12 protein-coding genes are annotated in these 13,165 nt (G+C 67.2%); 9 read left to right on the forward strand and 3 right to left on the reverse strand.

What is annotated here, in order from left to right; translation table 11 throughout:
• The first annotated feature begins 59 nt into the window (after positions 1-59).
• The 7 genes from tsf (at position 60) to MO1_RS03160 (ending at position 4,960) form a co-directional block, all read left to right on the forward strand.
• Complete coding sequence (tsf, locus tag MO1_RS03130; protein ID WP_060915204.1) at positions 60-887, forward strand: translation elongation factor Ts; 828 nt, start codon at positions 60-62, stop codon at positions 885-887.
• Positions 888-974: 87 nt separating this feature from the next.
• Positions 975-1,694 (forward strand): UMP kinase, encoded by a 720-nt coding sequence (gene pyrH, locus MO1_RS03135; protein WP_036309170.1) that lies wholly within the window; start codon positions 975-977, stop codon positions 1,692-1,694.
• Between the two features lie 56 nt (positions 1,695-1,750).
• Complete coding sequence (gene frr, locus MO1_RS03140; protein ID WP_036309169.1) at positions 1,751-2,305, forward strand: ribosome recycling factor; 555 nt, start codon at positions 1,751-1,753, stop codon at positions 2,303-2,305.
• 118 nt (positions 2,306-2,423) lie between these two features.
• On the forward strand, positions 2,424-3,344 hold the full coding sequence (locus tag MO1_RS03145) for a phosphatidate cytidylyltransferase (RefSeq protein WP_235186034.1): 921 nt from the start codon (positions 2,424-2,426) through the stop codon (positions 3,342-3,344).
• Positions 3,341-3,898, forward strand: a complete 558-nt coding sequence (locus tag MO1_RS03150) for a DivIVA domain-containing protein (protein WP_036309165.1) — start codon at positions 3,341-3,343, stop codon at positions 3,896-3,898. Before MO1_RS03145 ends, MO1_RS03150 begins: the two co-directional genes overlap by 4 nt.
• Positions 3,899-3,941: 43 nt before the next feature.
• Positions 3,942-4,673 carry an aggregation-promoting factor C-terminal-like domain-containing protein gene (locus MO1_RS03155; RefSeq protein WP_036309163.1) on the forward strand — a complete coding sequence of 244 codons (732 nt, stop codon included), beginning with the start codon at positions 3,942-3,944 and terminating at the stop codon, positions 4,671-4,673.
• Positions 4,674-4,678: 5 nt separating this feature from the next.
• Positions 4,679-4,960 (forward strand): Rv1322 family protein, encoded by a 282-nt coding sequence (locus MO1_RS03160; protein WP_036309161.1) that lies wholly within the window; start codon positions 4,679-4,681, stop codon positions 4,958-4,960.
• Here MO1_RS03160 and MO1_RS03165 read toward each other — a convergent pair whose 3' ends face one another.
• Positions 4,961-6,034, reverse strand: a complete 1,074-nt coding sequence (locus MO1_RS03165) for an AI-2E family transporter (RefSeq protein ID WP_036309159.1) — start codon at positions 6,032-6,034, stop codon at positions 4,961-4,963. It abuts the gene before it with no gap.
• A gap of 157 nt (positions 6,035-6,191) precedes the next feature.
• On the opposite strand from MO1_RS03165, the gene MO1_RS03170 reads away from it, so the two are divergent.
• Both MO1_RS03170 and MO1_RS03175 read left to right on the forward strand, forming a co-directional pair.
• Positions 6,192-7,970: a DUF8094 domain-containing protein gene (locus tag MO1_RS03170; protein WP_174520540.1), complete on the forward strand. Its 1,779-nt coding sequence runs from the start codon at positions 6,192-6,194 to the stop codon at positions 7,968-7,970.
• Positions 7,967-8,911, forward strand: a complete 945-nt coding sequence (locus MO1_RS03175; protein ID WP_036309156.1) for a tetratricopeptide repeat protein — start codon at positions 7,967-7,969, stop codon at positions 8,909-8,911. The genes MO1_RS03170 and MO1_RS03175 overlap by 4 nt, the downstream gene beginning before the upstream one ends.
• Before the next feature lie 42 nt (positions 8,912-8,953).
• Here MO1_RS03175 and glgB read toward each other — a convergent pair whose 3' ends face one another.
• Positions 8,954-11,089 (reverse strand): 1,4-alpha-glucan branching protein GlgB, encoded by a 2,136-nt coding sequence (gene glgB / locus MO1_RS03180; RefSeq protein ID WP_060915205.1) that lies wholly within the window; start codon positions 11,087-11,089, stop codon positions 8,954-8,956.
• Positions 11,086-13,161, reverse strand: a complete 2,076-nt coding sequence (locus MO1_RS03185; RefSeq protein WP_060915206.1) for an alpha-1,4-glucan--maltose-1-phosphate maltosyltransferase — start codon at positions 13,159-13,161, stop codon at positions 11,086-11,088. The genes glgB and MO1_RS03185 overlap by 4 nt, the downstream gene beginning before the upstream one ends.
• Positions 13,162-13,165 lie beyond the last annotated feature (4 nt).

Genomic DNA, 13,165 nt, shown 5'->3' on the forward strand with positions numbered 1-13,165 from the left:
CCCCCCGCGGGGCGCTGACATCGGAACACAACACCCCAACTACTGAGGAGCCGCCACCCATGGCAAACTTCACCATCGCCGACATCAAGGCGCTGCGCGAGCAGCTCGGCACGGGAATGGTCGACACGAAGAAGGCGCTCGAGGAGGCCGAGGGCGACCTCGAGAAGGCCGTCGAGATCCTCCGCCTCAAGGGCGCGAAGGGCAACGCGAAGCGTGCCGACCGCTCGACGAGCGAGGGCCTGATCGCTGCACGCGAGCAGGACGGCAAGGTGACGCTCATCGAGCTGAACACCGAGACCGACTTCGTTGCGAAGAACGACCGCTTCATCGCTCTGTCGGAGCAGGTCCTCGACGCCGCTGCCGCTGCCGGCGCCGACTCGGCTGAGGCCGCTCTCGCTGCCGATGCCGGCGGCAAGTCGGTCGCCGACCTCATCTCGGACGAGGCTGCGATCATCGGCGAAAAGGTCGAACTGCGTCGCGTCCGCACCCTCACGGGTGACGCGTTCCAGGTCTACCTGCACAAGACGAGCAAGGACCTGCCCCCGCAGGTTGGCGTCGTCGTCGCGTACTCGGGTGACGACGCCGAGACTGCTCGCTCCATCGCGCAGCACATCTCGTTCGCCAACCCGACGTACCTCTCGCGCGACGAGGTGCCGGAGGCCGATGTCGAGAAGGAACGTGACATCGTCACCGAGATCTCGCGCAACGAGGGCAAGCCCGAGGCTGCTCTGCCGAAGATCGTCGAGGGCCGCGTGAACGCGTTCTTCAAGCAGGTCGCTCTGCTCGACCAGGACTACGCGAAGGACAACAAGCTGTCCGTCGCCAAGGTCGCGGCCGATGCCGGGATCACCATCACCGGCTTCGCCCGCTTCAAGGTCGGCGCGTAAGTATATGGCCGAGGGGTTCGCATCGAATGATGCGAACCCCTTTTCCATGCCATTCGATAGTCTCCCCCTAGACGAGAGGATCCCCGCGTGATCGATGAGAACACCGGACGCCGTCGCGTCCTTCTGAAACTGTCCGGCGAGGCGTTCGGCGCAGGGCAGCTCGGGGTCAACCCCGACGTTGTCAGCCAGATCGCCCAGGAGATCGCCGCAGCGGTCGATCGCGTCGAGGTCGCGGTCGTCGTCGGCGGCGGAAACTTCTTCCGCGGCGCCGAGCTGAGCCAGCGCGGCATGGATCGAGGTCGTGCCGACTACATGGGCATGCTCGGCACGGTCATGAACGCACTCGCGCTTCAGGACTTCCTCGAGCAGGCAGGTGCCGCCACCCGCGTGCAGTCGGCCATCTCGATGACCCAGGTCGCCGAGCCCTACATCCCGCGGCGTGCGGAGCGACACCTCGAGAAAGGCCGCGTCGTGATCTTCGGCGCCGGCGCCGGGCTGCCCTACTTCTCGACCGACACCGTTGCCGCCCAGCGCGCACTCGAGATCGATGCGGTCGAGGTCCTCGTGGCCAAGAACGGGGTCGACGGGGTCTACACCGCCGACCCGAAGAAGGATGCCACGGCTGAGAAGCTCGACACCATCACCTACCGGGACGCTCTGCAGCGCGGGCTCAAGGTCGTCGACTCGACGGCGTTCAGCCTGTGCATGGACAACGGCATGGACATGCGTGTGTTCGGCATGGAGCCCGCGGGCAACGTGACCCGCGCACTCCTCGGAGAATCGATCGGCACGCTCGTCAGCGTCTGAGTCCGGGGCATCCCGCCGACTAGACTGAACCGGACGTACCGACGAATGGAGAGACCGTGATCGCCGAGACCCTGGCCGACACGAAGACCCGTATGGACCGCGCCGTTGAGGCTGCGAAAGAGGACTTCTCGACCGTCCGCACCGGGCGCGCGAACCCTCAGCTCTTCCAGAAGATCATGGTCGAGTACTACGGCACGCCGACCCCGCTGGCGCAGCTGGCGTCACTGAACGCGCTCGAGGCGCGCACCCTCGTGATCACGCCCTACGACAAGTCAGCGCTCAAGGCCATCGAGCAGGCGATCCGCGACATGCCGAACCTCGGTGCGAACCCCTCGAATGACGGCAACGTCGTCCGCGTGACGATGCCCGAGCTGACGGCCGACCGTCGCAAGGAGTACGTCAAGCTCGTCAAGAGCAAGGCAGAGGACGCGAAGGTCCATGTTCGCGGGATCCGGCGCAAGTCCAAGGACGAGCTCGACGCCCTCAAGGGTGAGGTCAGCGATGACGACCTCGCACGTGCGGAGAAGGAACTCGACGCCGTGACCAAGACGCACGTCGATCTGATCGACGAGGCGTTGAAGCGCAAAGAGGCAGAACTCCTCGAGGTCTGAGAGCGCCATGTCCGAAGACGCATCGGGGAGCGCGCCCGGACCGGTCGTGCCCCCGAGTCGATCCGAGTTGCGGCGGGGTGGTGACACCCCGGGAGATCCGTCGTCTTTCCAGGCGCATGTGCGAGCAGCGCGGAGCGAGTTCGAGAGCCAGATCGAGCGCGCCCGCGTTGAATTCGAAGAGGCCAATGAGCGACTGAACGCGCGCTCGGGACGCAACCTCATCATGGCGACGCTGATCGGCCTCGCCATCGGTGCCGTTGTTCTGGGGTCGCTCCTGTTCTGGAAGTGGGCGTTCATCGCGTTCGCGGTCCCGTTGTGCCTCATGGGGGCATTCGAGTTCACGCGTGCCCTGCAGGCTGCGGGCCGGCGGATCGATCTCCCTGCCCAGCTGGGTGCAGGAGTCCTTGTTCTCGGGGCCGCCTTCGTCGGGTATCTCACGCAGTGGTTCGTGATCTTCGCCGCCGTGGTACTCGTGATCGTCTGGCGGCTCGTCGCGCAGATGGCGGCGGGTGACGGAAGACGCTACGGGGAGGTGGTCAGCGATGTCCTCGCGGGGTCGCTCGTCCAGCTCTATGTCGTGTTCCACGGAAGCCTCGCTCTCGTCATCCTTCGACAGGAGCACGGTGAGCTCTGGCTGCTCGCGGTGCTGGTGATCGCCGTGTCCGTCGATACAGGGGCCTATGCCAGCGGAGTTGCTCTCGGTCGGCATCCGATGGCACCGCGGATCAGCCCGAACAAGACGTGGGAAGGCTTCGCCGGCGCGGTCGTCGTCAGCCTTGTCGCCGGTGGACTGCTCGGTGTGCTGATGCTTCAGATTCCGCTGTGGGCCGGTCTTGTGCTCGGCGCCGCGATCCTGGTGTCCGCCACGGTCGGCGACCTGGGTGAGTCCCTCATCAAGCGAGACCTGGGGATCAAAGACATGAGTTCGTTCCTGCCCGGGCACGGGGGAGTGCTCGACCGTCTCGACTCCATCCTCCCGTCCTTGGTGCCCGGCCTCGCGCTGTACATCCTCCTGAACCCTTTGAGTGCACTTTCATGAGCGAATTGACCTCGACCGCTGCCTTCCTCACGACCCCCGGCCGTCGAAAGGGATACGAACCGAATGCCGTGGACGCCTTCCTTGCGTCGGCGCGTGCCGCATTCGAGGCGGACGATGCGACGCTGACTTCGGACGACATCCGTGCGGCAGCCTTTCCCCTCGTGCGTGAGGGATATGCGGTGGACGCTGTCGATGCCGCCCTCGCCCGCATCGAGGACGCCTTTGCCCAGCGTGAGCGGGCCGCTGCCATGTCGCAGCGCGGCGCGCGCGCCTGGGTGGGCGCATCCCGTGCTCTCGCGCAGGAGATCCTGAACCGGCTCTCGCGCCCGGCGCGGCACCGGTTCCGCCGAGTCTCGCCGCTGCGCTTCGGATACCGCGTCGATGAGGTCGATCTCGTGGCGGGTCGGATCGCGCGGTATCTGGAAGCAGGCGAAGGACTCACGATCGAGCAGGTACGCACCGTCGCGTTCCGCATGCAGTTGCGTGGCTACGACGAAGCGCAGGTGGATGCCGTCCTGGATTCCGTCGTGGACGTGATGCAGTCCGTCGGATGACGGCGTGGCGACGGTCCGTGGCCGCGGATATGATCGGGGAACTGTGACTTCCGGCAATGAGATCCTCCCGTCGCGCGCGAGCCTCGCGTCGCGGTCCGCGCAGGGTCCCCGTCGTCCGACAGCAACCCCCCGCTGGTCTCGGCGGCGCGGCGTGCTCGCGGCCTTCTCGGTCCTCGCCACGGCGGGTTTCGTGGCCGCATCCCTCGTTCCACTCGTCTCGTTTCCCAACACGGCTGAGGCCACCGAACTCGACCCGATGTCGCTGTACGCATCCGCGGTGGAGGACGCGCAGCGGTATCAGGCGGGCGACGCCCCGTCGATCGAGCTGGACCGCGCCAGTGAGTACACGGTCTACGTGAAGCCGACGCCTACCCCGACGCCGACCCCCACGCCCCCGCCGGGCAAGAAGTCCTCTTCAGGGTCGTCGTCGCGGTCGTCGTCGGGCTGGAGCCCTCCGTTCGTCACGCCGAATCCCGGCAGCGCGCAGGCCATCGCGTACGACATGGTGACATCGCGGGGATGGGGCGACTCCGAGTTCGCCTGCCTCGTCGCGCTGTGGAAGAAGGAATCGGGCTGGCGGGTCAACGCCTACAACGCCTCGAGCGGCGCCTACGGCATCGCCCAAGCGACTCCAGGACGCAAGATGGCCTCGGTCGGCTCGGACTGGGAGACCAATCCGACCACGCAGATCACCTGGGGTCTCGGCTACATTCAGGGGCGCTACGGAACCCCCTGCGGCGCATGGGGGAAGTCGCAGCGCTCAGGCTGGTATTGAGCCGCATGCCTCGCTCGAATCGCCGTAAGCCGACCGGCCCCGACGCCTCGTTCGACCGCCTCCTTGCCGGGTGGAAACGGACGGAGCAGCGTCGTGGGGCGGAATGGACCGTGCAACCCGTATCTGCTGCACAAGCGCAGAAGGACTACATCTGTCCGGGGTGTGGACGGACCGTGCCCGCGGGAACGGCTCACGTCGTCGTCTGGCGTGCCGACGGGGTGCTGGGCGATGCCGCCGACCTCGCCGCTCGGCGCCACTGGCACACGGCGTGCTGGCGGATCGCCTGATCAGAGTTCGTTCTGGCGGGGGATCAGCACCTGGCGGTAGATGATCAGCGCACTCGCAGCGACGGGGATCGCGATGAGCGCGCCGAGCAGGCCGAGGAGCGACCCGCCGGCGAGGGCGGCGATGACGACGACTGCGCCCGGTACGGAGACGGCCCGACTCATGATGCGCGGCGAGAGGAAGTACGCCTCCACCTGCATGTAGACGAGGTACCAGATGAGTGCCACCAGCGCGGTCAGCGGCGACGCGAGGCCGAGGCACGCGATCACGATGATCGCCGAACCCGTGAGCGTGCCCACGAGAGGGATGAGTGAGAAGAAGAACGCGATGACGGCGAGGACCGCCGGGAACGGCGCCTTGATGATGGTGAGGAAGATGGCACTCAGGATGCCGTTGATCGCTCCCAGGACGACCTGCCCCATGACGTAGTAGCCCACGGAAGCGGTGATCTGCTCGGAGAGGTCGACGAAGCGCTCGCGCTTGGATGCCGGGGCGAGCTGGTAGACCGAACGCTTGAGGGAGCGCATGGAGGCCGTGAAGTAGATCGTGAGGATCAGCACGATGATCGTTCCGGTCGCGACGGCGACGATGCCGGCACCGAATGAGAGCAGGCCGGACCCGAGCGAGGTGCCGATGTCAGCGAAGTCCAGACCGCTCCACCAGTCGTTGACGTATTTCAGGACCATGTCGACCTGGAGCAACGGGAACGTGTCCGACAGCCATGTGCTGACGACGGCGATGGGGTTCCACTGACCGTCGATGGCGCTGTCGACGAGGCGCTGGATCTGCTGAACGAGCTTGGCGATCTGGTCGACGAGGACGGGGACGACGATCAGCACCAGGGCCGTGGCGATCGCCACGAGCCCCGCGAACGTCGCCAGGAGGGCTCCCCAACGCGGCAGGCCTCGCCGCTCGAAGAACGAGACGATCGGGTCGAGGCCCAGGGCCAGGAACAGTGCGGTGCCGATGTAGAGAAGCACCGTCGAGAGTGTCTGCACTCCGGTGAGGATGAGGATGCCGACACCCACGCCGAGGGTGGCGACGAGCGCGGTACGGAACGCATGCTGGATCTTCACGACTGCCCTTTCCCAGGTCTGCACTCACCCTAGTTCTCTCATAGCCGATGCACGGGCAGCGACGCCCTCCCACGCGTTTGCCAGCGCCGTTCGCTAGGCTGGAACGTCGAAGATCGGCCGCGCACCCCTGAGTCCGGCTGGAGGAGGGCGGCGGTTCGTGAGATTCGTGTGGGCGATCATCGCCTTCGTGCTGGCCACGTTGATGATCGGTGCGAGCATCGCGCAGCGCACGATCCTCGAAGCGCCCGAGACCGAGACGGCCAAGATCGCCACCGAGGGCAGCGCACCGTACGTCCTCATCGACGGGTCGGTCCTCGCCAGCCATCCGGGCGCGCAGACCTTGCGCATCGCTGGCGATAACGAGGTGTTCATGGCCTACGGGCGGACTCAGGACGTGAGCGCCTGGCTGGCGCCGTCCAGCTACGAGCACGTCACCCTGAACCGCGAGGGTGCGCCCGTGGCGAAGACCGTAGCGGCATCCGCTCCCGTCGAGGGCGCGTCTCCGACAGCGACGCCCGAGGGGTCGGACCTGTGGCTCCAGGAGTTCGAGCAGGACCGCTCGCTGGCCACCACGCTGCGTCTGCCGACGGACATGAGCGTCCTGGTCGCCTCAGACGGGACGGCTGCCGCGCCGTCCACGATGAGCGTCACATGGCCGACAGGTGCCACGACACCCTGGGCGGGGCCGCTTCTCGTCGGCGGCATCGTGATGGCCGTGATCGGCCTCGTCCTCTATGTCCTCGCGCTTCGTCACGTCCGGCGATCGCGAGGCCCCCGTCGCAAGGGGCTGCCGTTGACGGCGACCCAGCCGATCGACCTGTCCATCGAACAGGCGGAGAAGGGCGTGATCGCCGCCGCGCCTGGTCGCCGGCGTCTGGGATCGAAGCGGCGCCCCTTCGTCGCGATCTCCGCCGTCCTGATCGGTGGAATCGCTCTGACGGGGTGTTCCCCCGAATCATGGCCCGACCTGCAGCCCGCTCCGACGGCGTCCCCGACTCCGTCCGTCATCGTCCCCGAGGGACAGGGTGCGCCTGCCGTCACGGAGACGCAGGCAGAACGAATTCTCGCGCGCATCTCGGAGAAGGTCGCCGCGGCGGACAAGGCGAACGACCCCAAGGCCGCAGCAGAGCGTCTCACCGGTCCCGCGCTCGTCGAGCGGGAGACGAACTACCGTCTCCGCAAGAAGCTGCCGAAAGCTGAGGCGTTGCCCGCCCTCCCTTCGGGCGACATGACCGCCTTCCTGCCCCAGGCGAAGAACGACTGGCCGCGGATGTTCCTCGCCGTGGTCGAGGACGCGGACGGAGTGGCCACTGTGATGACCGCGACGCAGGAGAGCCCGTGGGCGGAGTACAAGGTGGCGTACGTGTCCAGCCTCCGCGCCGACGCCAGCATGAACCTCGCCGCTCCGTACGTCGGCGCGGTCGCGGTCGAGCCGAACTCTCCCTTCCTCCTCATGGCACCCGAGAGTCTCGCGGCCGCCTACGCGAACGTCCTGGACAAGGGCGCCAAGAGCGAGTTCGCGAGCATGTTCGACGAGAAGACCGACACCTTCCGACCTCTCGTCGCCGAGAACCGCGCGACCCTGCTGAAGAACTTCAACAAGACGGGCGAGGAGACCGGTCGGGTGTCCTTCAAGGCGGAGGCCGGATCGTCCGACCCGCTCTCGCTCGTCACCCTCGACAGCGGCGCGATCGTGGCCGTCACAGTGACCGAGAACGAGACGATCGTTCCGACCGACGGCGACGCTGTGATCAAGCTGGGCGACAATGTCGTGGTGAAGGCTCTATCCGGTGTCTCTCAGTCGAGCACCGGATTCCGAACCCGCTACACCGATCAGCTGTACTTCTTCGTTCCGGCCCAGGGGTCGAACCAGAAGATCCAGCTGCTCGCTTCCCGTTCCAACGTCCTCGACGCCAAGGTGGTCAAGAAAGAGTGAGTACTCCCGCCCCCGGCGCCGTCCTGCGCGGCGCCGTCGATCTCTCATCCCTGCGGAATCGCCCCGCGGACGCGCCCCCCGCGCCCTCGGGTTCCCAGCCCGCCGGGCAGGCACAGGCATCCCGTCTCATCTTCGACGTCACGGATGCCGACTTCGGACAGGTCCTCGAGCTGTCGAAGACGGTTCCCGTCGTCGTCGATCTCTGGGCCGAGTGGTGCGGGCCGTGCAAGCAGCTGAGCCCGGTCCTCGAAAAGCTCATCACCGAACTCGCGGGCCGCGTCGTGCTGGCCAAGGTCGACGTCGACGCCAACCCGCAGCTCGCACAGAGTTTCCGGGCGCAGTCCATCCCGCTCGTGGTTGCCCTCGTGGCCGGGCAACCGGTCCAGCTGTTCACGGGGGCCGTGCCCGAAGGGCAAGTGCGCGAGGTCCTCACGCAGCTTCTGCAGCTCGCTGCGCAGCACGGTGTGACGGGGACGATCCCCCTGGATGGGCCTCCTGCGGAGGGGGAGGAGGAGCAGCCTGCTGCCCTTCCGCCGCTGCACCAGGCGGCCTTCGACGCCATCGAGGCGGGGGACTACGCCGCAGCAGCGACGGCTTACGAGCAGGCCCTCACCGAGAATCCTCACGACGAGGACGCGAGAGCGGGACTCGGACAGGTGCACCTCCTCGCCCGCGTGCAACACCTGGACCTCACGGCAGCGCGCGCTGCGGCGGCATCCGCCCCTCGAGACGTCCAGGCGCAATTCGACGTCGCCGATCTCGACCTTGCCGGTGGTCACGTCGACGATGCTTTCGCGCGCCTGCTCGACCTGTTCGCCGAGCTCCCGGGTGACGAGCGCGCACCGGTTCGGGTGCGACTCCTCGAGCTCTTCGGCGTGGTCGGGGACGCCGACCCGCGCGTCATCCGCGCACGCAGTCGTCTCGCCAGTCTGCTGTTCTGACGAAGATCGGGTCCGGGCTCACGCCCGGACCCGATCTCGTTGTCAGCCCTGGTGTCGCAGCCAGAGGACGCCGAGCGGGGGGAGTGCGACGCGCGCGGTGCCCTCGGCATCCGTCATCACCCCACCGAAGTTGCCCACGCCGGATCCGCCGAACTCCTGCGCATCGGAGTTGAGGACCTCGGTCCAGGTGCCGACCTCCGGCATCGCGAACTCCACGTCGTGACGCGGCGAGCCGGCGAAATTGCACAGCACGACGACCGTGCCGCCGTCGTTGTCGCGACGCGCGAAACCGAGGACGTTGCTGTCGGGGGAGTGCGGCCACACCCGTGAGAACGCCTCACCGTCGCTGTCCCGAGACCACAGCGGCGCCTCCGCGCGGTAGGTGTGGTTGAGGGCAGACACGAAGTGCTGCAGCTGCTGATGGGCCGGCTGGTCCAGCATCCACCAATCGAGGCCCCGCCCCTCCGACCACTCGGACATCTGGCCGAACTCCTGCCCCATGAAGAGCAGCTGCTTGCCGGGGTGGCCCCACATGTAGGCGAGGAAGGCGCGCATGTTGGCCAATTGTTGCCAGTGGTCACCGGGCATGCGGGTGAACAGTGATCCCTTGCCGTGCACGACCTCGTCGTGGCTGATCGGCAGAACGAAGTTCTCACTGAACGCGTAGACGAACGAGAACGACAACTCGCCTTCGTGGTGGGCCCGGTAGAGCGGATCGCGACCCATGTAGACGAGCGAGTCGTTCATCCAGCCCATGTTCCATTTGAACCCGAACCCGAGGCCGCCCTGGCTGGTGGGGGCGGTGACGCCGGGGAAGCTCGTTGATTCCTCGGCGATCATCGCGATCCCCGGGTAACGCTTGTAGGCCGTCGCGTTGACTTCCTGCAGGAACCGCATCGCTTCGAGGTTCTCGCGGCCGCCGTGGATGTTCGGCTCCCACTCGCCCTCCTCGCGGGAGTAGTCGAGGTAAAGCATGGACGCGACAGCGTCGACGCGGAGACCGTCGACGTGGAACTCCTCGAACCAGTACAGCGCGTTCGCGACGAGGAAGTTCCGGACCTCGTTGCGGCCGTAGTCGAAGATGTATGTGCCCCAGTCGCGGTGCTCACCGCGACGCGGGTCGGGGTGCTCGTACAGTGGAACCCCGTCGAAGCGTGCCAGCGCGAACGCGTCCTTCGGGAAGTGCCCGGGCACCCAGTCCATGATGACGCCGATACCGGCCTGGTGGAGGCGGTCGATCAGGTAGCGGAGCTCGTCGGGAGTGCCGAATCGGCTCGTGGGGGCGTAGTAGCCCGTGACCTGGTAGCCCCACGACCCGCCGAACGGGTGCTCGGCGAGCGGCAGGAACTCGATGTGCGTGAAGCCCTGCTCGCCGACGTACGCGACCAGCTCGTCAGCCGCTTCGCGGTAGCCGAGTCCGGGCCGCCACGAGCCGAGGTGCAGCTCATACGTGGACATGGGCTTGTCGTGCAGCGACCCCGTCGAGCGAGCGGAGATCCACTCGTCGTCGGACCACGTGTACTCGCTCTCGGTGACGACGGATGCCGTCGCAGGCGGCACCTCGGCGCGCCGGGCCATCGGGTCGGCCTTCATGATCCACTGGCCGTCGGCGGTCAAGATCTCGAACTTGTAGGCCGAGCCCACCCCGATGCCCGGGACGAAGAGCTCCCACACACCGCTGGAGCCGAGCGACCGCATCGCGTGCTGGGTTCCGTCCCAGCCGTTCAGGTCGCCGACGACGCGGACGGCTCGGGCGTTGGGGGCCCACACCGCGAAGGAGACGCCGCTCAGCGCGTCGTAGTGACGCACGTGAGCGCCGAGGACGTTCCAGAGCTCTTCGTGACGCCCCTCGCGTATCAGGTGCAGGTCGACTTCCCCGAGGGTGGGAAGGTGGCGGTACGGGTCGTCGATCCGGTACTCGGGTGCGCCCTCGTAGGTCGCGACGATGTCGTAGGCGGTCGGCTGGGTATCGGCGGAGCCCTCCCACACGCCCGCGCGGACGTGCGTGAGCTCCACGCGCGTGCCGTCGGAGAGGACGGCGGTCACCGTCTGGGCGAAGGGACGCCGGGCACGGATGACCCAGTCGTCGCCGTCGCGGTGGGGGCCGAGCACGTCGTGCGGCGCGTGGTAGGCGCCGGCACCGACGGCATCCAGGATCGATTCGTCAGGACGGGTCATGAGCGTGCCTTCACATGGAGGATGTGGACGGGTTCAGCGAACGCGTCGAGTCGGACGTAGTTGTGTTCGTTCCAGGTCCAGCGGGCGCCGGTGAGGAGGTCCTCGACGTCGTAGTCGTGCCCGCGGGGAAGGCCCCAGACCTCGGAGTCGATGTGCACCGTCGTCTCGCGCGCGGAGTGCGGATCGACGTTCGCGACGACGATGATCGTGTCGACCTCGCCGGCGGGGGAAAGGGCCGCCGGGAGACTCTTGACGTAGGCGAGGATCGCGTCGTCGTCGGTTCCCTGGAGGTGAAGCCCGCGCAGCTGACGCAGGGCGGGATGTGCGCGTCGGATCTCGTTCAGACGACGCAGGAACGGCGCGAGCGAATCGCCGGACGCCTCGGCTGCGGCCCAATCGCGCACCTTGTACTCGAACTTCTCGTTGTCGATGTTCTCTTCCGCACCGGGACGGGCCACGTTCTCGTAGAGCTCGTAGCCCGCGTACACGCCATAGTTGGCGCCTGCGGTCGCGGCGAGCGCGGCACGGATGCGGTAGGCCGCGCGTCCACCGAACTGCAGGTACTCGGTGAGGATGTCGGGCGTGTTCACGAAGAGGTTGGGACGCATGAAGTCGGCGGTCTCATCGGAGATCGACGCGAAGAACTCTTCGAGTTCCTCCTTCGTGTTCCGCCACGTGAAGTACGAGTAGCTCTGCTGGAAGCCGCTCTGTGCCAGCGCGCGCATGGGCATCGGACGCGTGAACGCCTCCGCCAGGAAGACCACGTCGGGGTGCTCGGCGTTCACCGTGTGGATGAGCCACTCCCAGAACTGAAGCGGCTTCGTGTGCGGGTTGTCGACGCGGAAGATGTTCACCCCCTGGCGGATCCAGTGCTGGACCACGCGCAGAACCTCCGCGCGAATCCCCTGAGGATCGTCGTCGAAGTTGATGGGATAGATGTCCTGGTACTTCTTCGGCGGGTTCTCTGCGAATGCGATCGAGCCATCCGGGAGCGTCGTGAACCACTCTGGGTGCTCGGTCACCCAGGGGTGATCGGGAGCTGCTTGAAGGGCGAGATCCAGAGCGACCTCCAGACCGTGCGACTGGGCTGCCGCAACGAACGCCCTGAAGTCCTCGAGAGTGCCGAGGTCGGGGTGGACCGCGTCGTGCCCGCCCGCGGCGGAACCGATGGCCCAGGGTGATCCCGGGTCACCCGGGCCGGCGTCGAGCGTGTTGTTCGGGCCTTTGCGGTTGACTTCCCCGATCGGGTGGATCGGAGGCAGGTAGACGACGTCGAATCCCATGTCGGCGACGGCGGGGAGCCGTCCTGCCGCCGTTCGGAACGTGCCACTCTGCACGGAACCGTCGGGACGCCGGACCGCCCCTTCGGAGCGGGGGAAGAACTCGTACCAGGCGCCGACTCCCGCCCGTTCGCGTTCGACGAGGAGGACGTTCTCCTCGTGGACGGTGTGCAGCGAGATCGCCGGACGGTCGGCGAAGAAGCGCGCGATGCCGGGATCGCGGACGACGATCAGTGCTGCGGCATCATCGACGGCGTCATCGCGGAGGGCGCGTGCGGCAGCCGTGAGCGCGGTCCTCTCGTCACTGGGACGCGTCTTCTCCGAGGCGGCGCGATCGAACAGGCGCGCACCCATCTCGCGCATCAGGATGGGGTCGACGCCGGCGGCGATCTTCACATCCGCGGCGTGGCGCCACGTCGCGTAGTCGTCGGCGAAGGTCTCGAACCGGAACTTCCAGGTGCCCTGCTCGAGCGGCGCAACCTGCACCTGCCAGGTGTCGAAACCGTCATCGAGCGGGCCGAGGCGGTGCAGCGTCGCGGTCCCCGAGGGGGCGGTGAGCCGAAGGTGAACGCCGATGCGGTCGTGACCGTCGCGGAAGGCGGCCACGGTGAACGGAACAGCTTCGCCGACGAACGCCGTCGGTGCGAATCGGCCGCCGGGGACACTGGGTCGATGGGAGGCGATCGGGATCCGGCCGTTGCGGATGCCGGCATCCTTTCGGGTCGCCTTCGCAGGGCGGAGGGGGATCTCTGCGGAGCTGCGGACGGAAGCGGGGGAGATCTGTGAGGCCACGTTC

The sequence above is a fragment of the Microbacterium oleivorans NBRC 103075 genome, assembly GCF_001552475.1.
GTDB classification, from domain to species: Bacteria; Actinomycetota; Actinomycetes; order Actinomycetales; family Microbacteriaceae; genus Microbacterium; species Microbacterium oleivorans.